Genomic DNA, 24886 nt, shown 5'->3' with positions numbered 1-24886 from the left:
AGTCTCTTCAAGAAAGAGAGCGCTCCGTGAGACCAATGGGGACGATCACACTCGTGGAAGAAAAGGATTCCGACCTCGTGCAGCGTACGCTGTGTGGGGACTGGTCCGCTTATGATCAACTCGTAAAGCGTTACCAGCGCCAAATCTATAATTTCGCCTACCGAATGATGGGCAATGCAGAGGATGCTCAAGACATTAGTCAAGAGACGTTCCTGCGCGCCTTTCAGTCGCTACACTCCTTTCGAAAAGATGCAAGCTTTCTAACGTGGCTTTTTAAGATCGCCTCCAACTTGTCCATTGACCTCCTGCGATCAAGAAAGTCAAAGGGAGCGCTCTCTCTTGATTCCGAATTGGAAGAGGGCCGTGAACCCGCCGCGGAGGCTCGCACTTCAGACCCTGAAATCATGGCGATACGCCATGCCACGCAGGAGATGGTACAAAATGCCATCAACACGTTACCGGCTCGCTATCGAGCGGTTGTCATTCTGCGCCATCTCCAAGGCATGAGTGTGGAAGAGATCGCGCAGACACTGGATATACCTGCCGGCACGGTAAAAACCCACCTCTTTCGTGCGCGCGAGATGCTTCGTGAACGGTTAGCCACGGCATTAGAGATAAAATGATGGAACATCAATTTCATGAGCAGCAAGAACAACACGGTCAAAAGCCGCTCTATCTTACTCACTCCGCAGAAGCGGCCAGTGAAGAGCTTTGCCTAGAAGTTCGCCGATATCTGCCGGAACTGCTTGAGAACGACGGCTCGCTGCGCCCTGATCAGGCCGTAGCGCTCAACGTCCATCTGGCCGTCTGCACCAAGTGCGCACAGGAGTTTGCGCTAATGCAGCAGGTGGTGATGTGCCTTGAAGAGCTTCCGATGCTTGACCCTCCATCGGATTTTTCCGATCAAGTGCTAAGGCGTCTGCAGTTTCTCGCACCTCCTGTTATCTCTCCTGAACGCATGCGCGATGAGTTCTCTGAGGAATCGGCGAGTCAACTCCAGAGCCACCTGCAGACTCCCAAAGAGACTTTAGGCCGATATGGCCTATTGGCTGCGACGCTTTTTATGGGGGTTTTCCTTTTCCTCATAGCAAGCGCTTGGGGGCGACTCGTGCTAGGGGCTAATCTGGAGATAGGGGTTCAGATACTGCGCGAATTTGCTGCTTCCATGCGCTCTGTTCCCCTATTAGGCTGGCTGGTTGCTAATGTGCTGCAGTCGTTGGCGGCTTCTCTCGATACTCTCCTTCACATCTGGCAGGAAGGAGGAAGTGCGGAGCTGGCAGGGGTTCTTTTTGATATTGCCCTGTTGGCGGTGTTGGCAGCATTCATGCGCTATCGGCGTCGTCCACTCTGGCGAGGAGGAATGTAGCGATGCGTGCAAGAGCCCTTTTCTCTTTGTCCATCCTGATGAATCTTCTCTTGGTTCTACCCTGCTGGGGGCAGGATTCACAGAACCTTCATTCCGCTCTGCTTCGTGTACCTGCCAATGCCAAAGAGGAACAACTTAAAGCGCTCCATCAAGCTCTGTTCATAGAAGGCCATGTTCTGAAAGATGTCTATGCCTATCAGTGCCCGCGCGTTATCGTCGCCCCAGGCGCCCGAATCGATGGAGCGATCAAACTCTTTCAAGGCCCCACCACCCTGGAAATATCTCCCAAAGCCATTGTGCATGAGGTTGCGCTTTTTGAATCGGCTCGCAAGACCAAACCGCTGAAAACTATTCACCCAACACCAAATCTGAGGGTCACCTGCTTTTTTAAGTCAACTCCCAACCGAGGGTACATATTAAATGAGCGATCCGATTCGCTAGGGAGTTCGTCCGCAACCACGGTTAATATGATGACGGATGGCGATGCGAGCACTTACCTGCCGATAGGATCTCCCACGCTTACTAACACAATCGCAACTTATCACGCACCTGCCGATACCGAGTCGGCGCCACCTTCGCGACCTCTCACACTGCTGGGATTGTGGCTTTATGGTCTTTTGGGAACAGTCATTCTTGCGGGCTTAGCCCCACGGTGGGCACAAAATGTCAGCCTTACCCTCTTGGACCGGCCGCGCGAGGCGGTAGGGCACGGGATAGGTAGCTTACTTATCTTGCTCTGCACCGGAGTGGCCTTGGGGAGTCTATGTGCAACCAGCTACAAACTCTACATAGCTCCTCTCGCCATAGCCTGGGTGCTGCTGATGTTTTGTGGGCTAGGAGTAGGGTGGCTTTGTGGATCGGCAGCCTTGATGGATAAGCTCATAGAGCGCTTTCCAAAGTATGCTGCCTATCTCACCAACTGGCCGCGTAAAGCGGCCGCTGGCATCACGTTCTTGATGGTTGCAAATCTCTTGCTAGGTATCTTCGGTCTGTCACTTATAGGAGTTTTAGCCATCGCCATTGTAGCGGTTGGAGGGCTTGGCTCGGCGATCCTTTGGGTTCGCACACGCTTTCATCCGATAGAGGGGACAGACGTCTAAGCGTCGGGAATGATATCAAAAGTCGAGGCCGGGCGCAACGCAAAATCTAAAGGGAACATGGCTTATTGGCGTTTAAATGGTCAGAGTAAGAGATGCGGTATCGGGCTGTTTCATGTGCTAAAATAGCCTCAATGCATTGGCATAAGGAATGTGAGTGAGGTGATAAGTTTCGAGTGCACGGACGGCCAAGTGCGTCTGCATCACGTTGCCCTGCAGCTACCCCAACTCCCCGGAATACTGCACGTGGATGAGGTGACAATCGAGCTTGCCTCCGCTCGCTTTGAGCTTGATCAAGCAGGAGGTTTAAAACCACAACTGTCCGCAGACCTCATCTCCGTTGTTCTAGTCCTATCAGAGGTTACTCTCAACTCCCTCCTTCGCGATTTTACGCCACCAAGCGCGCCGGTACGCGAGCTGCGGATACGGCTGCTTTCGGGCAAGACGATCGTTGATGGCAAGTTCCTTCCCGCTCAAAAAAATCTCTACCTTCCCTTTTTATCGAATCTCCTCGTGCCGTTCACTGCTGAGGTTGTGCCCGCGATCGCCAGCACAACCCAGATTCGTGTGGAGCTGAAGTCGGTACGTACCGGTTTTGCACTGCCGGAGATGGCGGTGCAGCATATAGAGCGTCTGATCAACGAACTGCCTCTTTTGAGCCTGCACCAACTTCCCTTTCCCGTGGTACTCCAGGATATTCGCTGTGAGCCAGGGCGGCTTATCGTACGTGCTGCTGTGCAGTTCTCCTGGCCGTTCGTTACCCCATCATCCCCTCAGGTCGCTACGGCTCCTTTCTCCCTAACCTCACTTCCCACTCCTAGCGATAAGGCGAATAGCTAAGGTCGCTTATGGCGTTACGTGATCGCCTCAGAGAGGTTTGGCATGACCCTTACACAGTGGCGTTGCTTTTGCTGCTCACCGTCGCACTGATAGCACGAATCCCCCTCTTGCTTACCGGTGCCACTGAAGAAGATGTCTATATTACTCTGCGCTATGCGGCCAACATTGCACAGGGTGTAGGGTTTGTCTATAATCCCGGTGAACATGTTTTAGGGACAACAACGCCTTTGTACACTCTCTGGCTCGCGCTGTTATTTCGCCTCCATCTCAATGCCTTGCTGGGAGGGAAGCTCTTAGGAATTGCATGCGATCTATTGACGGCTCTTGGAGCCTATCGGTTAGGAAGAGCAGTGGGCAGGCCGGGGGTGGGTTTAGGGGCAGCATGGGCTGTGGCCCTTTTTCCGCTCAACCTTACCTGGGCCGCCAGAGGAATGGAGGTAGGGCCTGTAGCCGCAGCCATTATGGGCAGCTTTCTCGGGCAGATACTGGAAAAAGAGCTTGTAACATGGTTTTGCGCTGCTCTTCTGCTGCTATTGCGCGTTGATGGAGGGGTGCTTGCCCTCTTCCTTTTAGGCGATTCGCTCTTACGACTGCACCGTTTTCCATGGAAAGGGTTGCTTCTATTCTGCTTAATCGTTCTTCCCTGGCTTGTTTTCGCAACCATCTATTTTGGCTCGTTCATCCCCACATCTGTCCCGGCGAAGCTGATCGTGTACTCTCGTGAATATGCCAGACCTTTGCCGCAGCTTAAGCCCTTCTTGAGTCATATGTTGATGCACCCTTTCGAAGGATGTATGAGTGTAGGTTGCATCCTCGCAATTTTGCAGGCAGTTTGGGGCTTCGTTCACAAAGAGACCACTCTCCAGTCGCAAAACACCAACTTGTTGGCCTCTCTGCTTTGGATGCTAACCTACTATGCCGCAATGGCTTTCTCCCCTGTTTTCCTTTTCGGCTGGTACTTTGTACCACCCTCTCCCCTCTTCTACTTCTGGGGCATGCTTGGCTGGTTTGCGCTCGGCGCGCGTCTCTTGCCCAACCGATTTCGCCTTTCGCCGCTGGTTGCTACAGCTCTGGCCAGCCTGTTGCTAGCTACCGTCACCGTTCCTTATGCCTATCGCACCTTGAAGCGGGCGCAGATGGCCGAGCAGAGACTGCGCTTACCTATAGGAGTTTGGCTTCACACACACGCACATCCTTATCAGACCCTTATGCTGGAGCCAATAGGCTACATCGGTTACTTTAGCGGCCTGCGCGTGCTAGATACCGTCGGGCTGGTCTCACCACAAGTTTTGCCTTTCTATGCAAAGCGTTACCCATCACCACTGCACGCACTTTGGAGCCATTTTCTGCCGGATTTCGTGCTACTACGCGCCGGAGAGTACCAGATGCTTGTCCGATACGAGCGGACGCTTCCGTTTGCAGAGCGTTTGGAGGGTCACTATCGTCTTATTCATGTATGGCACGATCCGTCACACCCAATGGCTGTACCTGCGTTCTATCTGTTCAGACGTAGTAACCCATTATAAACCACCGTACAACCGGCTGGCGGTAGCGTAACGCTGGTGCGACGTATAGAGACAAGGGGTAAAATGAACCACAATCCTTTCTAGGTATAACGCTTGCACCAACAGGACGGCGTTCTTTGCAAAAAACAAGAGGAGATTAAAGGAGGGTATTCGTGGCTTATTGGCAGCGCACCATAGCATGTGGAGCTTTGCGGGAAGAGCATGTGGGACAAGAGGTTGTTTTGAACGGTTGGGTGCACCGTGTGCGCACCTTTGGCGATCTTGTTTTCATTGACTTGAGAGATCGCACCGGCCTGGTGCAGGTGGTCGTTGATCGTTCAGACGTACCTCATCTCATTGAGACGGCAAATGCTCTTCGAACCGAGTATGTGCTAAGCCTTCGCGGGCTAGTGCGTCTGCGCAAGCCTGGCACGGAGAACCCTAAGCTTGCTACCGGCAACGTTGAGATCGCCGCACAACAGATCGAGATACTCAACACGGCTAAAACTCTTCCCTTTCCTCTGAACGATGAAGATCAGATGCGCACTGTGGATGAGACGCTGCGAGTAAAGCATCGGTACCTCGATCTGCGACGTCCAAAAATGATGCGCATTTTGGAGCTTCGTCATCGCGTGGTGAAGTTGATCCGCGATCTGTTGGATGCCGAAGGCTTTTTAGAGATCGAAACGCCCATTCTCACAAAATCCACACCTGAGGGGGCAAGGGACTATCTTGTGCCTTATCGGTTGCAACCAGGCCTTTTTTACGCACTGCCGCAGTCGCCGCAACAGTATAAGCAGCTGTTGATGGTTGCCGGCTGTGAGCGCTATTTCCAGATTGCACGTTGCTTTCGTGATGAAGCTCAACGCGCCGATCGTCAGCCCGAGTTCACCCAACTCGATGTGGAGATGTCGTTTGTTACCCAAGAAGACGTCCTACAGATTATCGAGAAGGTGATGACGGCGGTGGTGCAACAGCTTAGCGAAAAACGACTTCTATCTACCCCATTCCCTCGCCTTACCTACGATGAGGCGCTCCGACTCTACGGAACAGATAAGCCCGACCTCCGGTTCGGCCTCACGCTCTGCGATCTCACAGCGCTTGCGCAAGAGACGGAGTTCGGAGTTTTTCGAGCGGCCATAGAGGCCGGCGGGCAGGTAAAGGCCGTGCGTTACCCCCAAGGGGCGCAGCTCTCGCGAAAAGAGCAAGAGGCCTTGGGCGAGTTGGTAAAGGAGTTCGGGGCCAAAGGGTTGGCCACGATCGCCGTCCTTGAACCGACTCCACAGGGGGTAAAATCCAACATCGCTAAGTTCTTTTCTGCCGACCAGATGCAGCGTTTGCTGCAGCTTTGCGAGGCGGAAGCCGGCGATCTGCTCTGTATTGTGGCCGACGCCAACCCAAAAATCGTGGCAGAGTCGCTGTCTCGACTGCGGTTGGAGATCGGGAAGCGATGTGGGCTGCGTAACCCTGATGTGCTGGCGTTCTGCTTTGTAACCGATTTTCCTCTCGTGCAGTGGAATGCGGAGGAGCAGCGTTGGGAAGCCGAGCATCATCCCTTCACAATGCCCTACGAGGAGCATCTGCCCTATTTCGATACCGATCCCGCCCGTATACGCGCTCAATGCTATGATCTCGTTTGCAACGGCCAGGAGTCGGCGTCGGGCAGCATTCGAATCCATCGGGCAGACATCCAGCAGAAGGTTTTTGACCTTCTAGGTATTGGCAGAGAGCAACAGCAGGAGCGTTTTGGGCATCTATTGGAGGCCTTTTCCTATGGGGCTCCGCCGCACGGGGGTTTTGCTGCTGGGATCGATCGGCTCATCATGAATCTTTTGGATGAGCCCAACATTCGAGAGGTCATTGCTTTTCCAAAAATGGGACTTGGTTACGATCCGATGATGGAAGCCCCCTCAGAAGTCGAGGAGGCCCAGCTCATAGAGCTAGGCCTCCGCATTATCCCGCGCAAGAGCTAGCGGGCAGCCTCGCTACGGGTTCGGAGTTAGCGATCGTCTCGATCGTGGTCGCGATCCCGCCGCTCATGTCCGGGTGGAATGCGCCCATGCTTGTACCAACCAAGGTGTTTTCCGTTATCGTGATGCCAGGCTATCGGGCGGTAACGGTCGTTATCGCCATCGCGGTCGGAGTCCCAGCGCTCTGGACGATAGGGCGGGTGGTAGTATCGCGGTTGGTACCTGTAGTGGTGACCCCAGTAGCTCTCCCAGCGGTGACGAGCCGTGATGGAGTCGTTCCACCGTTTGTAAGCATAGGCCGCAGCGAGGCCGGTGAGGATGCCCGCCGTCTTATCATGTTGTGTTAGCAATAGGGCGGCGGCAGCAGCGCCAAGCGCATAGGTGGTGTTGCGTCGCCCTTCCTCGCTGGCCAGCGCTTTAGAGGGGAGCGTCAATGCCCCCATCATACTGGCAAGCGCCAGCATACCTGCCAAACCTTGTTTCGCATATCTCATGGCATCTCGCCTCCTTTCGCAATGTTTTGGCAGTTTTCACTACACACTTTTAGAAGACGAGACCTCAAAAAGGGCGTGACTCAACCACCTATTGTCCTAAACTCGCAGTGAAGCGGACGCCGACAGGGTCGCTCAACAGATGCCGTGAGCAATCTGATGAATAGCGAGCACCTGCCGCAAAAGCGGTTCTAGCTGGGCTAAGGGAAGCATCGTAGCCGCATCGGACAGGCCTTTTTCCGGCTCTGGATGGATTTCAAGAAAGAGCGCATCAATACCTACAGCGGCGGCAGCACGCGAGAGATGAGGGATATATTCGCGAAGGCCGCCTGTTGCCGTTCCCCCTGCAGCAGCTCCCGGACGCTGCACACTATGGGTGCCGTCGAACACTACTGGAAAGCCCAAAGACCGCATCTGCGGTAGCCCTGTCATGTCAACGACGAGTGTGTTGTAGCCGAAAGAGACTCCACGTTCCGTCAGCAAGAGCCGCTTGTTCCCCGTAGAGAGAACCTTCTCCACCACGTTTTTCATATCCCATGGAGCCAAAAACTGCCCTTTTTTCACATTAATGGCCCTGCCGGTGTTGGCGGCAGCAAGCACCAAATCGGTTTGTCTGCAAAGGAAGGCCGGAATCTGCAACACATCGCATACCTCCGCCACCGGAGCGCATTGCCACGTTTCATGAACGTCCGTCAGCACGGGAACGCCCACCTCCTGCCTTACCGCCGCCAAAATTTCAAGGCCCTTCTCTAGGCCATGTCCTCGAAACGAGTTTTTGGAAGTGCGGTTTGCTTTGTCGAAGCTCGCCTTGAAAATATAGCCCATTCCCAATGCCTGAGTTATCTGCCTGGCAGTTCGGGCGACCTCCAAGCACAACTCCAGGCTTTCCACCACGCAAGGGCCTCCGATCAGCGCGAGCGGTTGGGCAGGCGCCCCAATACGCACTTCCTCTATCTCTACCGTGGTTACCTTTTCGGCTTGCATCTTATCCTCTCTTTCCAAGTCTTAGCCTAAAAGATACCTTATCCCAAAAATGGGATATTTTGCAAATGCCGCATATCCGGCCGACCGAGGTTGTGAGAATGGGGTAACATGAACCTAAAAAAGTGTGAAGGGAGGAGCCTGCGAAGATGATTCGGAAGGGGGAATATATCCGCGATATTCTTGCCGGCGATGTTGGACGGCCGGTGGTGGCGCACGGATGGGTAAAAACGCGCAGGGATAGCAAAGGGATTCATTTTGTGCAGATTAACGACGGTTCTTGCTTTGCCGATCTGCAGGTGGTTATCGAAAATGGTGCTATTGAGGAGAGCGTTCTAAAACAGGTTACCACCGGTGCAAGCGTTCGCGTGGAGGGTGAACTTGTGCCGTCTCCTGCATCAGGGCAACCGGTGGAGCTAAAGGCAAAGGCGATTTTTGTGTATGGCACTGCAGATCCGGCCAGCTACCCGCTCCAGAAAAAGGGACACACTATGGAGTTTCTGCGGGAGATCGCCCACCTCCGTCCCCGCTCCAACACCTTTGGTGCCGTCTTTCGGGTGCGCAATGCCCTCGCCAAAGCTATTCATGACTTCTTTCAGGAGCGTGGCTTCCTCTATGTGCATACCCCTATCATTACGACGTCGGATTGCGAAGGGGCTGGCGCCATGTTTGGCGTTACGACTTTAGACCTCATGAACCTTCCCCGCTATGGGGAGGGCCCGCGAATCGGTGAAATAGACTTCAGCCAGGACTTCTTCGGAAAACCGGCCTACCTCACGGTAAGCGGGCAGCTGGAGGCCGAAATCTTTGCGCTCGCTTTCACCAACGTCTATACCTTCGGCCCTACGTTTCGTGCTGAGAACTCTAACACTCCTCGCCACCTGGCCGAGTTTTGGATGGTGGAACCGGAGATGGCTTTCTGCGATCTGCAAGATGACATAGCTCTTGCAGAGGAGTTTCTTAAAGCAATTATCGCAAAAGTAATGGACGAATGCTTGCCCGACCTCGAATTTTTTAATAAACGCTTCGACCCACAGGTTTTAGAGACGCTAGAGCATGTTGTCAAAAGCTCATTCGCGCATGTGAGCTACACGGAAGCGATAGAGATTCTGCAAAAGAGCGGACGAAACTGGGAGTTTCCGGTGCATTGGGGAGCCGACCTCCAAAGTGAGCACGAACGCTATCTTACAGAGGAGGTGTTTCGGCGACCGGTGATCGTAACCGACTACCCCAAAGAGATCAAAGCGTTTTACATGCGGGTAAATGAGGATGGCCGCACAGTACGTGCCATGGATGTTTTGGCCCCTCGCATTGGAGAGATCATTGGAGGAAGTCAACGTGAGGAGCGCTATGACGTCCTGCTTCAGCGCATTCGAGAGTGTGGGTTGTCGGAAGAGAACTACTGGTGGTATTTGGACCTGAGGAAGTACGGCAGCGCGCCGCATGCCGGTTTTGGTCTTGGCTTTGAACGGCTTATGCTCTATCTAACCGGCATGAAGAACATTCGAGACGTTATTCCGTTTCCACGAACCCCCGGCTCCGCGGAGTTTTAAGGTTCTAGATCGCGTAGAAGGGCGTTAAGCCGATCGGCCTCGCTTCTTAGGAGAACAGCGAACTGTTTGCCCATGCGCACCAGAAAGTCGAAGTCGTTGCCACGCTGCGCATAAGCCTTTCGGAGGCAGGCCACGATCAGAGGATCTGGCAGAGCTATTTCCGGTAAGAAGAGCAGGCGTCGCGGCAGATCGGGCAGTTCGGTGAGCGCATAAAACTCAGCTTGGGTACAGGGATAGACAAAGGCATGTAAGCGTGGAGGAACGGCAGGAAGGCCACCACGTAGCTTTTGATTGGGGCCTTGCACCGCCAAATGGACGGCACGAAACTCGGTGGTTAGCAGATGAAAAATCTGCGGCTGCTCTGCCCGTAGGCTCTCTTCATCCAGGCCGTAAGCCATCGCCTTGCGGCCCGGATCGGTACCTGTGGTGTAGGCCTCTACTACCACCGCATACAGCGTCTCTGGCGGAGCTGCAACCTGCGCAGCTCTCTCTTCCGGCTCGAGAAAGGGGTCCTCTATGAAATCACCGTTGGCAGAGGGCGAAGCACCGGGGGGTAAAATGCGCACAAATGTTCCTACCTCCGGCGGAGCATGCAGGCGAGGCGGATGACATTGGGCGGTGAAGGCTGTGGTACTGGTCTCTACCACCTCACCAAGCGGTTCACACGTCTGCCGAGTATCCGTTTCCACGGCATCTCACCAGAGTTGGTTTTCGGTCATATGAAAATTATACTTTACCTCGGCACGATTTGGGTTTTGGGGCATAGGCCGTAGCTCTCCTACCTTGATGAGTCCGGGGCTAATGTAGGTATGAAATATGACAATAGAGCAGTTTTCGCCGAGGTCGTTGCGGGCCTCACGCCACACCATCAGGGCAATACGGCTCATATTCCAGGGCTCCATGCGCGCCGGACAACAGAGTTTAATGGTATTGGGATTATCCCAAGAGACGCGAATGGCAATGGCATCAGGCCTATCACGAAATCGTGACGTAAGCAAGCTGGCAAAAAGGGCGCGCTTCTTCGCCATCTCTTTCTCCGAAGCCAAACGATGCGCTACCGTTTGCGCATCTGGTGGCCACTGGCTGAGGTCAGGCAGTTCATCCGTAGCGGGGGCCCAACGGGCATTGAGACAGCGAATTCCTAGCCACACTACGAGCAGTAACGCCACCGGTGCAATAACCCATAAGCGTTTCATTGTTGTTTTGTCCTCTTTCGGCTTCTCTTCTTAATCGTACCTTAATCAAGGAGCCGAACAGAATGCTTCTGTGGAGACGTCATTTCTATTGAGTGAGGGAGCTAGGGCGTCGGCAGAGACCCCATAGGCGATTACCATCTCTCACTTATCCATCTACCTGAAGCAGGAGCAGTACCATGATCACCGACACAATGAGCGAAATCGCCACGCCGAACACCATCGGCGAGGTTCCATCCTCTACCTCGAAATCGCGCGGGCGCGGGTGGTTCGGCGATCCCGAAGGTCATGCTAAAGCTGGCCAAAAGGGAGGCCAGAAGATAGCCGAGAACCGTGCCCATATGGCCGAGATAGGGCGTAGAGGCGGAAAACGAGTCGCCCAAGATCGCGCTCACATGGCGGCGATAGGTCGCCTTGGGGGCTTGAAAGCTGCTAAGAGACGACGCACAGAATCGTAGTAAAGAGCTTTACTTACGCCCCCTGCCTATCCTAGCCTAAATTCGATTTGCAGGCACCGTTTTCCTTCATTTGGCATAGCTCCCCCAGAGGATTTTTGTCAAGAACTCTGAGGGAGCTTTTCTTTTATCGTCAAAGCACGGGCACGATCTCGAAGAGCCCTGGCCTTTCCGCGTTGGCCGCTTCAATACGCTCCCTAGGGCCAACAACGCCAACAACGGAGTTCCGGCTGGCCTCATAGAGGGCCTCACCGAGCCGACGGAAGTCTGCAGGGGTTGTCGAGAGAACCTCTTCCCGAAAACGTTGCCGATCCTCTTCGGTAATCCCCACTAGCTGGCGTACCATGGAGGAGTAACCTTTTGCATCGGGCAACTGATAGGCATCCAGATCGCCAATAGCCCCGATAATAGCGCGCTCCCGCTCCATATCGCTTATCTCGACCTCTCTAAGGAAACGAATGGCCCCCTCAAAATTATTGAGGGTTTGTATTAGGTTCGGATCGCGATAGGATGAGAAGGCAAAGATGCCTGATAACCTATCTAAACCACATCCGGCTCCATAGGCGCCGCCCTCCATACGAACGCGCTCCCATAGATAGGTTGTGTTGAGATAGTTTTGGATAGGCAGAACGGAACCGTGCTCTTCATACCCAACGGCATACAGATCGAAGGCCATGCCAACGTGGTTAACCTGTCCAGGTATGGTAAATCCCTCGTTGTGAGGGGTAAAAACAGGCTTCCACATCGCCCTCTCTGGGCTTCCTTCAGGCAGCTCGGACAAAAACGCTTCGAGGTGGGGTTGGAACTGTAGCCAATGGGTTTCATCTACAGTAACGTTAGCTATCATGGTATTACGTTGAAGAAGTAGCGATCGCATGCGCTCGAAGTTTTCACGGATCGTCTGCCACTCCGTCTCCATGGCGGAGAGGAACCAACGCAAGAAGAAGAGATAGCTAATACCACCAACAAGCTCTGAAACCATGTCGGCTTCAGAAAACTGGGCGCGCAGGCGGCGCACAACAAACCCCGATCCGGAAGGGGCTAATCGCGATTCAAGCTGCGCTTTCTCTTCAAGCGCCAGCTGCAGGATGCGTTCCTTATCATCCAGACGTGCGGTAAGCAGCACATCGTTCAGAATGGCTAGCAGCTCCGTTGCGTTGGCCGGCGTGGCCTTACCGCGCAAAATGAACCAAGCCGCACTGCGTTTTTCATTTCGGCGGGAAGAGAGCAGCAGCGTCTGATAGATGCCTCCTGTCTTTTGCCCAATGCGTTGTGTGAGACGTACAAAATCTTCCTTCTCGGTGCCTGTTTCGAGGAGGGCGCGCCCAAAGAGACCGAGGTAAGGAAGCAGCTCCTGTGGCAACGTGTGTAGGTCGAAGCCAATGTCAAGATAAAGCACGCCGTTAGTGAAGAGGTCATGATAGAACACGGGAACGCCACGGCTCTCAAGCACCTCGATGGGAACTGCCTTAGTTTGGCGTTCGATGTCCTCGAGATGAAGGGTTGGAATAGTAGCCAGCGCCTCAGGCGGATCAGGGGTTGTTTGAAACTCTTTTAGCCGCTGCGTATTCGCAATGACCTGCTCCTTTTCGGCATCGCTCATCTGGGCTAATGTGTGGCGAAGACGAGCGCGCTCCTTCTCTGCGCGTTTCTTATCAAGATCTGGGTCGGGCTCCAGCAGCACGGTGGTGCGGTGCGGGTTGGAGAGGAGATACTGTTGGATAAGCCCCTCGAAGAAACCGCCTTGAGCCACCTTTTCACGTAGCTCGGCGAGTGGTTGCTCGAAAGCAAGAGCCGCAATGGGGTCGCCTCCGTAGAGCCACACGGTGAGCGCGCGCAGCATCATGGCCAGACCGCGTGGAAACGAGCCGGTGTTGTTTTCTCGGAGTCCAAACTCCACCGTGTTAAAGGCGGCTTCTACGGTTCCTGGGTCTAGGCCCTCATCGGAGAGCTTTTCCAAGGTACAAAGAACGAGTTGTTCTACCTTATCGGCATCTTCCGAACGTATGCCCTTGAGACCAACCGAGAAAGTCGCTTGTCGTAAATTGCGGTCCATCCAGCTGATCACCTCTTCGCCAAGCCCCGAGTCGGTTAATGCCTTGTAAAGTGGTGAGGCAGTGGTGCCAAGCAAAACCTCATCCAGCATCATGAGCGCAAACATGGTAGGTATATCGGTGGTTTCGGTGAGGAGCCAGTTGACCGTAAGCATAGATCGGTTCGGCTCATCCGCCGTTTCTGGACCAACGGCATAACGTTGCACCACACGCCTTGGCGCTGAGAAGCGAGGCTGAAGAGGGACTTCTGGTGCCGGTTCTTGGCGCTCAAACTCGGAAAAGTAGGCGTTCAGCAGGCGCAGTCGTTCTTCTGGAGGATCATCCCCATACATCACCGTAAGACTATTGGAGGGGTGGTAGTAACGTGCATGAAAGGCACGTAGCTGCTCGTAGGTGAGATCAGGGATGTGTTCGGGGTTTCCGCCGGAATCGAATCGGTAGATCGTATCGGGAAATAGAGAGGCCTGCACCGCATCCGCAAGAGCGTTTTCAGGCGACGCATAAGCTCCCTTCATCTCGTTGAAGACCACTCCACGATAAACCAGCTCCCCTTCTTTCGATTCCAGTTCGTAATGCCATCCTTCCTGTTCGAAGGTTTGGCGGAGCAGACGAGGATGAAATACTGTATCGAGATAGACATCAATGAGATTGTAAAAGTCCTGCAAATTTTGACTCGCCACCGGATAGCAGGTTTTGTCCGGATAGGTAAAGGCATTCAAAAATGTATTTAAAGAGCTTTTGGCAAGCTCAATGAAAGGCTCTTTCACAGGGTACTTTCTGGAGCCGCAGAGCACCGAATGCTCCAAAATATGGGCAACGCCGGTCGAATCGGAAACGGGGGTACGGAAGTTAATACCGAAGCTTTTGTTCTCATCGTCGTTGATGAGAGAGAGAAAGAGAGCACCCGTCTTTTCGTGCCGATAGAGCCGTGCGAGGCTGTTGATCTCTGGAATGTTTTGTTCTCTAATTAGCTCAAAACCGTGACTAGCTTGCATCTCCTTTGTTCTTTCTTCGTACGGTTTCGTATTCTTCGGTATTCATACGTGCCATGCGAAGCGGTTGTTTGCAAAGCCCAAAAGAGTAATATGGCAACAAAAACAGCCGGAGCAAACACTGCATCCGGCTGTTTTGTGTTCGGGCAGTTGCCGATAGGCCAGAGGGAGCACGCGAAGTCCGGAACCTTCGCGTTTTGCACCGCTCTCTCTAGCAGCACGGCACTCATATTTGTTATCAAAGGCCCTCTACCTTTATATACTGCAATTTGCGTGCCAAATTGCACGAATCTCGCTGAGTTTAAAGAAAAAAATTTTAAAAACTTTTCGCTCTAGCGACTCTGGCCTGCGCTAGTCCTTAAAAGTTGTTACAATGCCCTTGAAAGAACCAACTCGCTACGCTAGGCAGTATAATTATGATAGCACAGCTGCGACACCCCATTGCGGGGTATGTCCCTTTCTAGGAGAGACGAGATCATCATGAACCTGCCGGAAGTAAGTTATCCACGTCGTAAAACACGCGCCGTTCGCGTGGGCAATGTCTATATTGGCGGCGATCATCCCATCGTTGTGCAGTCCATGATTACGGAGGAGACGCACAATGTGCCGGCGGCCGTGGCCCAGATCATCGCCATGCACAAGGCCGGCGCCGAGATCGTGCGGGTGACGACCCCTAACCTTGCCGAAGCCAAATGTCTAGCCGAGATCAAAGCCGAGTTGAAACGACGTTATCAGGATGTGCCATTGGTGGCAGACGTGCATCATCAAGGCACCGACATCGCCGTGGAGGTGGCCAAATATGTAGATAAGGTGCGCATCAATCCCGGGCTGTTCGTGTTTCGCAAGCGGGTTCAGCGCACGGAAGAGTACTCCCAATCGGAGATCGAGGAGGAGCTCGAGGCCATCGAAAAGGCGCTTCTACCGGTGATCCGAGCCTGCAAGGAGCGGGGTGTTGCCATGCGAATTGGGGTCAACCACGGGTCGCTTTCAGAACGCCTTATGGTGATGTATGGCGACACGCCGGAGGGGATGGTGGAGTCGGCCCTAGAGTACATCCGCATCTGCGAGCGGCACGATTTTCGTGACATCGTGGTTTCACTGAAAGCCTCGCGTGTGCAGGTGATGGTGCAAGCCAATCGTCTCATGGTGCGCCGCATGGCCGAGGAGGGCATGGACTATCCTCTACATCTCGGTGTGACGGAGGCGGGCGACGGACAATATGCACGCATTAAGAGCACTGCAGGCATCGCCACCCTGCTGGCCGAAGGCATCGGCGATACCATCCGCGTCTCTCTCGCCGAAGACCCCATCAACGAGCTGCCGGTATGCTATGAGATTTTACAAGCTCTAGGGCTACGTCGCACAAAAACTGAGTTCATCGCTTGTCCCTCGTGCGGGCGCACGAAGTTCGATCTGCCCACCGTTCTTGCACAAGTAAAGGCGGCAACGGGCCATCTCGCTGGTCTAAACATTGCCGTCATGGGGTGCATCGTCAACGGGCCGGGCGAAATGGCCGATGCCGACTACGGCTACGTGGGGAAAGCGGGAGGAAAAATATCGCTCTATCGAGGGCGCGAAGAGGTCAAAAGCGGCATTCCTCAGGAAAAGGGGGTCGAAGAGCTGATCGCGCTCATCAAAGCCGATGGGCGTTGGGTAGACCCACCGGAAGGCTATACGCCGCCTCCACCACCCCAAAACTTCCGCGATCGTATTCGTGTGGATATTCCTTTGGAAACCGTTTCCTCCAAAGGCTCGTAAGGAGGCTTTTGCTGTGAGAAAGGAGTTTTGCCATGGCATCGAAAAAGATTCTTATGCTGGTAGGCGACTATGTGGAAGACTATGAGGCAATGGTGCCGTTTCAGGCGCTGCTGGCGGTAGGCCATCAGGTTCATGCCGTTTGCCCAGGTAAACGCGCGGGAGAGACCGTACGCACCGCCGTGCACGATTTTGAAGGCGATCAAACCTACAGTGAAAAGCGGGGGCACAATTTCACGCTGAACGCCACATTCGACGAGGTAAACCCCGCCGACTACGACGCGCTGCTCGTTCCCGGTGGGCGTGCACCGGAATATTTGCGGCTCAATCCTCGGGTACTCAGCATCGTGCGCCATTTTGCCGAGACGAACAAACCCATTGCGGCTATCTGTCATGGGCTACAGATTCTGGCTGCAGCGGGGGTGTTAAAGGGGCGACGTTGCACGGCCTACCCTGCTGTAGGGCCGGAGGTGCGTAACTCTGGAGGCGACTATCAAGACATCCCGGCCGATAAAGCGCTTGTAGACGGCAACCTTGTCTCTTCTCCTGCATGGCCAGGACACCCCGAATTCATCGCGGCTTTCCTTAAACTGCTCGGCACACAGATTCAACCCTAGAGGCATTGCGAACGATCCGCCGACGTAAAAGCCTCGGCCTGTTTTAAGAAGACGAGTGCTTTTATGCCATGTCTGGCGTTTCAATTGAAACGTCAGACATTCTGTTGACCCCTTAGTCGTGCCCTTTCCTGGAGTCGGGCCTCGAGCGCCTGGCTGAGAGGCTTCCATCTGCGAGTCGTAGATAGCAATCTGGCCGATTAGTGGCACCAATTTTTCAAGTGTCTGAAAGACAGGGCTTGGCCGTTCTGCCATGCGCCAAAGGTAATACAGCGGGCCCTTGTCCCAGCCCGGACCTATTTCATTTCAGTGGCCGTGCCCCGGCAATCAGGATGTCGACCAGTCGACGCGCGCTTTTCGGCCAGTCAGGGCCCGCTGAGACATTGGCGATGCCGACAATAGCCCGAAGGAAATCGATGGGGTCGAGGTCCTCACGGATGTCGCCGCTTTCGACGGCGCGTTTCACTAGCGCTCGAAGCGCTTCATAAACCTGAGCGTAAGAGGTCTCGAACACCTTCTTTGGATCACCAGCGAGAGTATTTAGCACCGGGGCGATGATATGCTTCGTCTCCAAAGCGTCAATCCATAGCAGTAACCAAGCCCGCAATGCTTCAGGAGGAGATTTGGTTGTCGCAAGGTTCCGCTCCGCTACCGCCAACGTTTCCATTTCGGACCGATAGACCGCTATGAGCAGATCCTCGCGCGTCTGAAAGTGACGGTACAAGGTTCCGGGCCCAACCCCTGCTTTCTTCGCGATCTCTTCCAGACTGGCGTTTGCACCTGCTCGGGTGAACTCGCGCTTCACCAAGTCAAGAATACGCTCGCGATTGCGCAGCGCGTCGGCACGTCGCTTGCGGTCTGTACTTTCGGACCTTGTCATATTTTTCAAAAAGTTATTGTAACCGGAGGCGCCCTTGAGGTACTATGGCGCTATGCGGAGGGCTCCTCCGTTTGTAACAATTTTGGGAACGACAAGTCAAGGAGACATAAATATAAATATGCGCATTTTTGTCACCGGAGCGACCGGGTTTATCGGTTCTGCGGTTGTGCCGGAGCTGATTGAAGCGGGACATCAGGTGCTAGGGCTCGCGCGGTCCGAAGCTGGTGCAACAGCGCTTAAGGCCGTGGGGGCGGAGGTGCATCGCGGCGAACTGACCGACCTTGAAAGCCTTCGCAAAGGAGCGGAACAGTCTGACGGTGTCATTCACCTAGCCTTCATTCACGATTTCTCAAAATTTCAGGAAAATTGCGAGATTGACCGACGTGCGATCGAGGCCATCGGGTCTGTACTCGCGGGCTCGAACAGACCGTTGATCGTCACCTCTGGGCTCGCAGGACTGGCAAAGCCGGGTGAGCTTGCGACTGAGGACATGGACGTGCCAATGGATTTTCCGTTTCCCCGCATTTCGGAACAAACGGCTTTCTCGTTGAAGGGTGTGAATGCTGCGGTGGTGCGCCTCCCTCAGGTTCACGACACGGCCAAGCAGGGGCTCGTGACGTATTTGATCGCACTGGCACGCGAGAAGGGCGTATCGGCCTATGTCGGCGACGGAGGTAATCGGTGGGCTGCAGCGGCTGTCGCAGATGTCGCCCGCCTCTACAGGCTGGTGCTGGACAAGAACGAAGCCGGTGCGAAATATCACGCGGTCGCCGAAGAAGGCGTGACGCTGCGTGACATTGCCGAGGCCATTGGACGAGGATTGCAAATTCCGGTGCAATCGGTATCGCCGGATGAAGCAGAGTCTCACTTTGGTTGGCTCGCCCAGTTCGCAACTCTCGACCTTCAGGCCTCAAGCGCCAAGACCCGCGAGAGATTGGGCTGGCAGCCGACTGGGCCCGGATTGATCACCGATCTTCATCATATGCGCTATTACTAAACCGATATGGCCGGCGCTTCTGCTGCACGACGCACCTAGGTTTTGAACCCGGAACATCAATCAAGGCAAATCAAGGGTGGCTTTTTCATTGTCACGGCGCTGCATCGTGACTTGGTTTGTCCACGGCGGCCGCTCTCTCCGACCGGGGTGCGAGAGTCATGCTGCTCGCTCGAAGCACAGGTGCGCCGGACGAATTGGTGCGGAAGCTTCCGGGCAGTTTGCCTGTGACCGTCGACATGACGCAATTTGATCGCGTACGAGAAGTTGTTCGGGCTGTGCACAAGCCCTATGGCCGCATCGACGGTCTTATCAACAATGCGGGCGCGGCTATACAGCTTCGATCGAGGAGATAGATCCCGCCCTGTTTGACGAAATCTCCCACCTGAATGTGCTGGTGCCGATCGTAGCCATGCAGGCTGTGATCCCGCCGAGGCGCGCGCAAGGCGGAGAAAGCATCGTGAACATCAATTCAGGGACGGCGTTCATGACCGTTCTCAATACAGCGTCTACTCCTCTTCGAAGCGCGCGCTTCTTGGGTTCAGTCGCACTGGCAACGGGTGCTAATCAGGGAGTCGGATTTCAAGTCGCAAAGTAACCGGTCGCGAACGGACTTACTGTGCTGGTTGGGTCGCAGCAAGATCTATGAGATCTTTTGCCCGGCTGTTCATCCTGTCCAATCGGGGGCGTGTATAGGCGTGAAACTTTTCCGCCCACTGTTGTTCGCACGGAATCGAGAGGAATTGCGGCCGCGGTATTCCTGAAAACGCAAGCCAATCTCCGCCCTCGATTACTTCCTGTGAATCGGCAACTTCGTCTCCGATTCCGATATCGACATGGAATTTGGCGAAGATGCGCCCATCCATTACGGCTTCTACGGGATAGCGAAGACCACCCACTGGCGCGCCTTCGAGGTCGAGAGTTGCGGGTTGAACGAAAAACTCGAAGAAGTCCGCCAGGTCAATTGAAGCGGATTGCTGCAGACGCCTCCTTAATCTGTCGCGCTGAGTCCCTGATGCATCTGTCGGAAGCAAACCTGATCTGAGGGTAAGATCATTGTCTTTGGTGGAACGCGCTGAACGAAAGCGTAGTTCCAGAGCATAGCCGCCCTTGAGGACCCATGGGGCTTCTGTCTGCACAGCAAACAATCGGGCTAGCAGGCGGTCGAAAGAGAGCTGTCGGCGAATTCGTTGAAGCACGAGCCCCTCGCTTAGTATCGCTGCACACACCCTGCCCGCTCTGGGCATGTGTGGTACAATAAACTGCAGTAGGCAGACTTTGGAGTGAAATAGGTTATGGTAGAGATTATCGAGGAGGGAACGCAGCTCGTTATCCGCATTGGTGAGCAGGAGTTTGCACGTTACAACTTCGGAAGTAATTTGTGGAAGCCCTACCTTTACCCCGTGCGAGCTGCCAACGGTCTCTCCTTAGTAGCCGACGCTCCTGTGGATCATCGCCATCATCACGGGTTCTGGGTAGGGCACAGTCGAGTAAACGGACACGACTTTTGGCAGGAGCGCCATAATAGCGGGCGCATCGTCCATCGTAACTTCGAAAAGGTTGTTAGCGGAGGTGAGCTGGGCAGCTTCACCGAAAAATGCGACTGGATAAGTCCCACGGGGGATGTTGTGCTGACAGATACTCGTACGTTTGCCTTTCATGATACCCCGCCCGACGCGCGCCTATTCGATTTTGAGATCGTGCTGCGAGCGCCCAACAACGCACCGGTTAGCCTGGAGCCGACCAATGAGGCCGGCATTCCCTATGTGCGCCTGGCGGATGGGCTTACGGTGAAGTCAGGGGGAACCCTTGTAAACGCCTCTGGCCAGCGCAACGAAAAAGGAACCTATGGCCAACGCTCTCCTTGGATCGATGCTTCCGGCAGAATCGGACGCCTACAGTGTGGCATTGCGCTGTTCGATCATCCCGACAACCCTGCCTACCCTACCCCCTGGTTTACACGCGACTACGGCCCGGTTTCGCCGAACTTTGGACTTTTTCAGGAGGAGCCCATTGTCATTGCGCCTCGCCGCCCCTTGCGCCTGCGCTATCGTGTGTATGCCCATTCGGGAGATGTGGAGGCTGGGCGCGTCGCTGCCGTCTTTGAAGAGTTCTTGCAGTCGTTGCGGCAGGTAGAGAGCAGCGACCAGCCCATGGAATCGCCTGTCGGCAGGAGTGAGTAGAACATGCCACCCCAACGTCCGCCAACTTCAACAGAGCAAAAATATTACGAGGAGTACATACAGCCTCTGTCGGAAGCCCTCATAGAGGCTGAGGGTCTGCAGCCGGAACAGCAGTGGCCGCTGATCATGCAGCTTCTGCCGGAAGACTATCTCTATAAGCTGCTCGATATCCACCCTCTAGAACGTATCGAGGTGTGGAAAAACTATGCGCCGCTTGCGCATCTGCTGCTGCGGGTGTACTACGATTACCAGATGGACAGAAACGATCAATCGAATCAACATGCGATCCTCATCTACCGATGTTTGCTTGGTCTGCTCTACTCCGCCCTTGCGGAACTGGAGGCGCGTGAAGGGCACTTTTGTTATCGAGTGGAACCTATTGCAGAGCCTCTACAGGCCATAGATAGCGCTCAGCCTTTCTTTTGTGAGCCGAAAGACCCCGATCACTTCTCCTTTCAGGAGATGCTCTTGTTTTATAAGAGCCGTGCTAAAGAAAAGTTAACCCCTTAAAGAAACCTATGCGCCTCTTTTTTGCCTGCTTTCCCCCTGCCCCTATTCGTAATGCTATTGGGGCCTTCCAAAAAGAGTTGCAGAACGCCGTGGCTGACCCCGGGGTGCGTTGGACGCGACACGAGCAGTTTCATTTTACTGTCCGTTTTTTAGGGGAGATCGCCGAGCCGGTGGTGCCGAGGTTGGTCGAAGCCGCGACCCGTGTTTGCACGGAACAGCCCACATTTTCCGCCGCATTGGGCAGTTTAGAGCTGTTACCTAACTCCCGAACCCCACATACGTTGGTATTAGGCCTTCGGATCGGGTTGGTTGAAATGGCCACATTGGCACGGGCACTCGACAAGGCCTTCCGTGGACTCGATCTCGGCATTGCACCAGAAAATCGCCCCTTCCGTGCCCACCTTACCCTGGCACGTATGAAAAACCCGCGTGCGGCCGAGGCCGTGTTGCCTCTCCTGCAACGTTCGTGGCAGCGGCTCGATCAGATTCCCTCTTTTATGGTAGAATCATGTACACTTGTGCGTAGTGAACTACGTCCTGACGGACCCATCTACACCCCTCTTGCCGAGTGCCTTCTGCAGCACTCCGCAGAGAAACTATGAGGAGAAGACCGTGTCAACTGAAGAGGCCTTTGAAAAGGTAGACCCACGAAAGCTCAAAGCGCTAGAGTCGGCGCTGGCAGGTATCGAAAAGCAGTTCGGAAAAGGGAGTGTTGTACGTTTAGGACAGGCGTCACGCCTGAACGTGGACGCGATCCCCACCGGCTCTATCGCCCTCGATCTCGCGTTGGGAGTGGGCGGCATTCCGAGAGGCCGCATCACCGAAATCTATGGAACCGAATCGTCTGGAAAAACGACGATCGCTCTCCAATGTATTGCCCAGGCACAGAAGAAAGGGGGCATCTGCGCCTACATTGATGTAGAACATGCCATTGACCCTGAGTATGCCCGTAAAATCGGCGTGGATGTGGATAACCTCTTTATCTCCCAGCCGACAACAGGAGAGGAAGCGCTCGATATTATGGACGCGCTCATTCGCTCCAGTGCCATAGATGTCTGTGTGCTCGACTCGGTGGCAGCCCTTGTGCCCAAAGCGGAGTTGGAGGGAGATATGGGCGAATCGCATGTGGGCGTGCATGCACGCCTTATGTCCCAGGCGTTGCGTAAGGTAGCGGGCACCATCAGTCGCACCAACACGGCGGCCATTTTTATCAACCAAATACGCCAGAAGATAGGGGTTATGTTTGGTAACCCCGAAACGACGAGCGGCGGACTAGCCCTCAAATACTACGCCTCCGTGCGGCTTGAAGTGCGGCGCACCGAGACGGTAAAAAATGGGGCTGACCCGGTTGGGGCGCGCGTTAAGGTGAAGGTCGTCAAAAACAAGGTAGCACCGCCGTTCCGACAGGCCGAGTTCGATATTCTCTTCGGACGTGGCATTAGCCGCGCCGGCGGTGTGCTCGATATGGGAGTGGAACTGGGGTTGGTGCAAAAAAGCGGCTCCTACTTCTCCTATGGCGATGTTCGCTTGGGGCAGGGGCGCGAGAACGCACGCACGTTCCTTGAAGAGCACGAAGAGATACTGGATGAGATTGAAAATAAGATTCGTGCCACCGCCTCCGCCGTCCCTGTGATCGGGGCTGCAGATCTAGAAGAGGTCGAAGCGGAATAGTCGCCTCTATTCTCTCTATGCTGCATACGGGCTGCTGTGAAAAAGGGGCGAAGAAGTTCGCGCACGAGGGGGCTTTTATGGCATTTTAAACGTATAAAAGAGAGGTTGTACAAACGATAATCTAAAGAGCAACGGCGCTCACCCTTTTATGCCATAAGGGCACGCAGACGTGCAATGGAGGACGTCTTCAAATGCCAACGACTCAGGGCCTAGAAGTTCTATCTGGCCTGCATACCGTTCATAACTTGCCGGCCGCTGCGCTGGTAGAAGAGGCCATTCGGCATCAGGAGGGTTTCCTTGCCGATAATGGTGCTTTGGTCGTCCACACCGGCCGTTTCACCGGCCGCTCTCCACAAGATAAGTACATCGTTTATGAGCCTTCTGTTGCATCGGAGATCGAGTGGGGAGCGGTTAATCATCCCCTCTCCGAAGAGAGCTTCCATCGGTTGCTGAATCGCATGATAGCGCATCTGCGCTCGCAAACGGTCTATTCCCAAAACCTCTGGGCGGGCGCGGATGCGCATTATACTCTGCCGCTTTTCGTGGTGACAACTCACGCCTGGCAGAGCCTCTTCATTCGCCAGCTTCTGCTGCGCTCCGAGCAGCCTCCTCTAATGCAGCGGGAAGATCCCTTCACCGTGCTTTGCGCGCCCGATTGTTTTGCGGTGCCTGAAGAGGACGGCACACGAAGTGAAACTTTCATCGCAATCCACTTCGGCCAACGCCTCGTTCTCATTGGCGGAACAGCCTACGCAGGAGAGATCAAGAAGGCGGTCTTCACGATCATGAACTATCTGCTCCCTCAAAAGGGAGTGTTTCCTATGCACTGTGCGGCCAATGCTGGAAAAGGTGATTCAGCCCTGTTCTTTGGGCTAAGCGGCACCGGCAAAACGACGCTGTCGGCTTTGGGTGATCGGCCACTTATTGGCGATGATGAGCACGGCTGGTCGGACGATGGCGTTTTCAATATAGAAGGTGGCTGCTATGCCAAGTGTATTCACCTTAGCCGCGACAGCGAACCTCATATTTGGGATGCCATTCGCTTCGGCACCGTGCTAGAGAACGTGGAGCTGGAAAAAGACACACGCCGCCCTGACTTTGACAGCGATCGCTATACAGAGAACACACGAGCCGCCTACCCTATAGAGTTCATCCCACAAGCTGTGGTTAGCGGTAAGGGCGACCACCCTAAAAACCTCTGTTTCCTCACTGCCGACGCCTTCGGGGTTCTACCGCCCATTAGCCGGTTAAGCTTAGGGCAGGCGTGTTATCACTTCCTCAATGGATACACTGCTAAGGTGGCCGGAACCGAACGAGGTTTAGGTAGGGAGCCGCAGGCGGTGTTTAGCACTTGCTTTGCAGAGCCGTTTCTTCCGCTCTCCCCGCTACGTTACCTGGCAATGTTTCGAGAGAAGTTGGCGCGCCATGCAGCTACCGTCTGGCTGGTGAATACCGGATGGATTGAAGGGCCTTATGGAGTAGGCAGACGTATCCCACTGGAGTGCACTCAGGCGCTCATTGAGGCGGCTTTGAGTGGCGCGTTGGAGAATGTGGGGTATCAGACGGAACCTTTCTTCGGCTTGTCCGTTCCCTTACAGGCGCCGAAGGTTCCAGCCGGATTGCTGCTCCCTCAGCGCAATTGGCCCTCCAGGAAAAACTATGAGGAGATGGCGCGCGCACTCGTGCAGCGCTTTCGGGAGAACTTCTCCCGCTATGCTGTGGCCTTTCCACACGACTTTCCAATAGAAGCTTTATAGCGATAGGGGGCTTAAAAAAACCAAA

Annotated in this window: 24 protein-coding genes; 17 read left to right on the top strand and 7 right to left on the bottom strand. The window is 54.5% G+C overall.

Annotation, left to right across the window (positions count from 1 at the left end; genetic code table 11):
* Window positions 1-35 precede the first annotated feature (35 nt).
* The 6 genes from CCALI_RS09310 (at window position 36) to aspS (ending at window position 6781) form a co-directional block, all read left to right on the top strand.
* A complete protein-coding gene (locus tag CCALI_RS09310) occupies window positions 36-623 on the top strand; it encodes an RNA polymerase sigma factor (protein ID WP_016483231.1) in 588 nt (195 codons plus the stop codon).
* Window positions 620-1366, top strand: coding sequence for an anti-sigma factor family protein (locus CCALI_RS09305; RefSeq protein ID WP_016483230.1), 747 nt, complete (start codon window positions 620-622; stop codon window positions 1364-1366). The genes CCALI_RS09310 and CCALI_RS09305 overlap by 4 nt, the downstream gene beginning before the upstream one ends.
* A 2-nt stretch (window positions 1367-1368) precedes the next feature.
* Window positions 1369-2466: a hypothetical protein gene (locus CCALI_RS09300; RefSeq protein ID WP_016483229.1), complete on the top strand. Its 1098-nt coding sequence runs from the start codon at window positions 1369-1371 to the stop codon at window positions 2464-2466.
* Between the two features lie 159 nt (window positions 2467-2625).
* A complete protein-coding gene (locus tag CCALI_RS09295) occupies window positions 2626-3303 on the top strand; it encodes an LmeA family phospholipid-binding protein (protein WP_016483228.1) in 678 nt (225 codons plus the stop codon).
* Window positions 3304-3311: 8 nt separating this feature from the next.
* On the top strand, window positions 3312-4829 hold the full coding sequence (locus CCALI_RS09290) for a hypothetical protein (RefSeq protein ID WP_016483227.1): 1518 nt from the start codon (window positions 3312-3314) through the stop codon (window positions 4827-4829).
* 152 nt (window positions 4830-4981) lie between these two features.
* Window positions 4982-6781 (top strand): aspartate--tRNA ligase, encoded by a 1800-nt coding sequence (aspS, locus tag CCALI_RS09285; RefSeq protein WP_016483226.1) that lies wholly within the window; start codon window positions 4982-4984, stop codon window positions 6779-6781.
* A gap of 26 nt (window positions 6782-6807) precedes the next feature.
* Here aspS and CCALI_RS09280 read toward each other — a convergent pair whose 3' ends face one another.
* Window positions 6808-7272, bottom strand: coding sequence for a hypothetical protein (locus tag CCALI_RS09280; RefSeq protein ID WP_016483225.1), 465 nt, complete (start codon window positions 7270-7272; stop codon window positions 6808-6810).
* 132 nt (window positions 7273-7404) lie between these two features.
* Window positions 7405-8253, bottom strand: a complete 849-nt coding sequence (gene kdsA, locus CCALI_RS09275; protein ID WP_016483224.1) for a 3-deoxy-8-phosphooctulonate synthase — start codon at window positions 8251-8253, stop codon at window positions 7405-7407.
* Between the two features lie 149 nt (window positions 8254-8402).
* Between kdsA and asnS the strand changes: the two genes are divergently transcribed.
* Window positions 8403-9803, top strand: a complete 1401-nt coding sequence (asnS, locus tag CCALI_RS09270; RefSeq protein WP_425481270.1) for an asparagine--tRNA ligase — start codon at window positions 8403-8405, stop codon at window positions 9801-9803.
* Here asnS and CCALI_RS09265 read toward each other — a convergent pair.
* Complete coding sequence (locus tag CCALI_RS09265) at window positions 9800-10492, bottom strand: hypothetical protein (RefSeq protein WP_016483222.1); 693 nt, start codon at window positions 10490-10492, stop codon at window positions 9800-9802. The two genes, asnS and CCALI_RS09265, sit on opposite strands and share 4 nt — an antisense overlap.
* 6 nt (window positions 10493-10498) lie before the next feature.
* On the bottom strand, window positions 10499-10999 hold the full coding sequence (locus CCALI_RS09260; RefSeq protein WP_016483221.1) for a hypothetical protein: 501 nt from the start codon (window positions 10997-10999) through the stop codon (window positions 10499-10501).
* Between the two features lie 176 nt (window positions 11000-11175).
* Here CCALI_RS09260 and CCALI_RS09255 point away from each other — a divergent pair, with 176 nt between their 5' ends.
* Complete coding sequence (locus tag CCALI_RS09255; protein ID WP_016483220.1) at window positions 11176-11454, top strand: hypothetical protein; 279 nt, start codon at window positions 11176-11178, stop codon at window positions 11452-11454.
* Between the two features lie 130 nt (window positions 11455-11584).
* On the opposite strand, the gene CCALI_RS09250 is transcribed toward CCALI_RS09255, so the two are convergent.
* A complete protein-coding gene (locus tag CCALI_RS09250; protein WP_016483219.1) occupies window positions 11585-14500 on the bottom strand; it encodes an insulinase family protein in 2916 nt (971 codons plus the stop codon).
* Window positions 14501-14977: 477 nt separating this feature from the next.
* Between CCALI_RS09250 and ispG the strand changes: the two genes are divergently transcribed.
* Window positions 14978-16255 (top strand): (E)-4-hydroxy-3-methylbut-2-enyl-diphosphate synthase, encoded by a 1278-nt coding sequence (gene ispG / locus CCALI_RS09240; protein ID WP_016483218.1) that lies wholly within the window; start codon window positions 14978-14980, stop codon window positions 16253-16255.
* 32 nt (window positions 16256-16287) lie between these two features.
* Window positions 16288-16869, top strand: a complete 582-nt coding sequence (locus CCALI_RS09235; RefSeq protein WP_016483217.1) for a DJ-1/PfpI family protein — start codon at window positions 16288-16290, stop codon at window positions 16867-16869.
* A 298-nt stretch (window positions 16870-17167) separates the two neighbouring features.
* Here the strand turns inward: CCALI_RS09235 and CCALI_RS09230 are convergent, their stop codons facing one another.
* On the bottom strand, window positions 17168-17746 hold the full coding sequence (locus CCALI_RS09230) for a TetR/AcrR family transcriptional regulator (RefSeq protein WP_016483216.1): 579 nt from the start codon (window positions 17744-17746) through the stop codon (window positions 17168-17170).
* Window positions 17747-17864: 118 nt separating this feature from the next.
* Here CCALI_RS09230 and CCALI_RS09225 point away from each other — a divergent pair, with 118 nt between their 5' ends.
* Window positions 17865-18743: an SDR family oxidoreductase gene (locus tag CCALI_RS09225; RefSeq protein WP_044949074.1), complete on the top strand. Its 879-nt coding sequence runs from the start codon at window positions 17865-17867 to the stop codon at window positions 18741-18743.
* 116 nt (window positions 18744-18859) lie between these two features.
* A complete protein-coding gene (locus tag CCALI_RS16955; protein WP_075060782.1) occupies window positions 18860-19096 on the top strand; it encodes an SDR family NAD(P)-dependent oxidoreductase in 237 nt (78 codons plus the stop codon).
* Between the two features lie 258 nt (window positions 19097-19354).
* Here CCALI_RS16955 and CCALI_RS09220 read toward each other — a convergent pair whose 3' ends face one another.
* Window positions 19355-19939 (bottom strand): nucleotidyl transferase AbiEii/AbiGii toxin family protein, encoded by a 585-nt coding sequence (locus tag CCALI_RS09220; protein WP_052572379.1) that lies wholly within the window; start codon window positions 19937-19939, stop codon window positions 19355-19357.
* 96 nt (window positions 19940-20035) lie between these two features.
* Between CCALI_RS09220 and CCALI_RS09215 the strand changes: the two genes are divergently transcribed.
* The 5 genes from CCALI_RS09215 to pckA all read left to right on the top strand — a co-directional run bounded on the left by CCALI_RS09215 (window position 20036) and on the right by pckA (window position 24861).
* Complete coding sequence (locus tag CCALI_RS09215) at window positions 20036-20923, top strand: DUF6807 domain-containing protein (RefSeq protein ID WP_016483213.1); 888 nt, start codon at window positions 20036-20038, stop codon at window positions 20921-20923.
* 3 nt (window positions 20924-20926) lie between these two features.
* Window positions 20927-21433 (top strand): hypothetical protein, encoded by a 507-nt coding sequence (locus CCALI_RS09210; protein ID WP_016483212.1) that lies wholly within the window; start codon window positions 20927-20929, stop codon window positions 21431-21433.
* Between the two features lie 8 nt (window positions 21434-21441).
* Window positions 21442-22035, top strand: coding sequence for an RNA 2',3'-cyclic phosphodiesterase (gene thpR, locus CCALI_RS15230; RefSeq protein WP_016483211.1), 594 nt, complete (start codon window positions 21442-21444; stop codon window positions 22033-22035).
* Window positions 22036-22045: 10 nt separating this feature from the next.
* On the top strand, window positions 22046-23104 hold the full coding sequence (recA, locus tag CCALI_RS09200) for a recombinase RecA (protein ID WP_016483210.1): 1059 nt from the start codon (window positions 22046-22048) through the stop codon (window positions 23102-23104).
* A gap of 191 nt (window positions 23105-23295) precedes the next feature.
* The gene (gene pckA / locus CCALI_RS09195) at window positions 23296-24861 is read left to right on the top strand and encodes a phosphoenolpyruvate carboxykinase (ATP) (RefSeq protein ID WP_016483209.1); all 1566 of its coding nucleotides are present in this window, start codon (window positions 23296-23298) and stop codon (window positions 24859-24861) included.
* Window positions 24862-24886 lie beyond the last annotated feature (25 nt).

This window comes from Chthonomonas calidirosea T49, from assembly GCF_000427095.1.
Classification (GTDB): Bacteria; Armatimonadota; Chthonomonadetes; order Chthonomonadales; family Chthonomonadaceae; genus Chthonomonas; species Chthonomonas calidirosea.
This window is presented reverse-complemented; position numbering and strand designations above follow the sequence as displayed.

What these genes read in the sequence shown, in the direction of transcription:
- CCALI_RS09310 (WP_016483231.1), top strand. Translation starts at nt 36, where the DNA reads ATGGGGACGATCACACTCGTGGAAGAAAAGGATTCCGACCTCGTGCAG.
- CCALI_RS09305 (WP_016483230.1), top strand. Translation starts at nt 620, where the DNA reads ATGATGGAACATCAATTTCATGAGCAGCAAGAACAACACGGTCAAAAG.
- CCALI_RS09300 (WP_016483229.1), top strand. Translation starts at nt 1,369, where the DNA reads ATGCGTGCAAGAGCCCTTTTCTCTTTGTCCATCCTGATGAATCTTCTC.
- CCALI_RS09290 (WP_016483227.1), top strand. Translation starts at nt 3,312, where the DNA reads ATGGCGTTACGTGATCGCCTCAGAGAGGTTTGGCATGACCCTTACACA.
- CCALI_RS09280 (WP_016483225.1), bottom strand. Translation starts at nt 7,272, where the DNA reads ATGAGATATGCGAAACAAGGTTTGGCAGGTATGCTGGCGCTTGCCAGT.
- kdsA (WP_016483224.1), bottom strand. Translation starts at nt 8,253, where the DNA reads ATGCAAGCCGAAAAGGTAACCACGGTAGAGATAGAGGAAGTGCGTATT.
- CCALI_RS09260 (WP_016483221.1), bottom strand. Translation starts at nt 10,999, where the DNA reads ATGAAACGCTTATGGGTTATTGCACCGGTGGCGTTACTGCTCGTAGTG.
- CCALI_RS09255 (WP_016483220.1), top strand. Translation starts at nt 11,176, where the DNA reads ATGATCACCGACACAATGAGCGAAATCGCCACGCCGAACACCATCGGC.
- CCALI_RS09250 (WP_016483219.1), bottom strand. Translation starts at nt 14,500, where the DNA reads ATGCAAGCTAGTCACGGTTTTGAGCTAATTAGAGAACAAAACATTCCA.
- ispG (WP_016483218.1), top strand. Translation starts at nt 14,978, where the DNA reads ATGAACCTGCCGGAAGTAAGTTATCCACGTCGTAAAACACGCGCCGTT.
- CCALI_RS09235 (WP_016483217.1), top strand. Translation starts at nt 16,288, where the DNA reads ATGGCATCGAAAAAGATTCTTATGCTGGTAGGCGACTATGTGGAAGAC.
- CCALI_RS09230 (WP_016483216.1), bottom strand. Translation starts at nt 17,746, where the DNA reads ATGACAAGGTCCGAAAGTACAGACCGCAAGCGACGTGCCGACGCGCTG.
- CCALI_RS09225 (WP_044949074.1), top strand. Translation starts at nt 17,865, where the DNA reads ATGCGCATTTTTGTCACCGGAGCGACCGGGTTTATCGGTTCTGCGGTT.
- CCALI_RS09215 (WP_016483213.1), top strand. Translation starts at nt 20,036, where the DNA reads ATGGTAGAGATTATCGAGGAGGGAACGCAGCTCGTTATCCGCATTGGT.
- CCALI_RS09210 (WP_016483212.1), top strand. Translation starts at nt 20,927, where the DNA reads ATGCCACCCCAACGTCCGCCAACTTCAACAGAGCAAAAATATTACGAG.
- thpR (WP_016483211.1), top strand. Translation starts at nt 21,442, where the DNA reads ATGCGCCTCTTTTTTGCCTGCTTTCCCCCTGCCCCTATTCGTAATGCT.
- pckA (WP_016483209.1), top strand. Translation starts at nt 23,296, where the DNA reads ATGCCAACGACTCAGGGCCTAGAAGTTCTATCTGGCCTGCATACCGTT.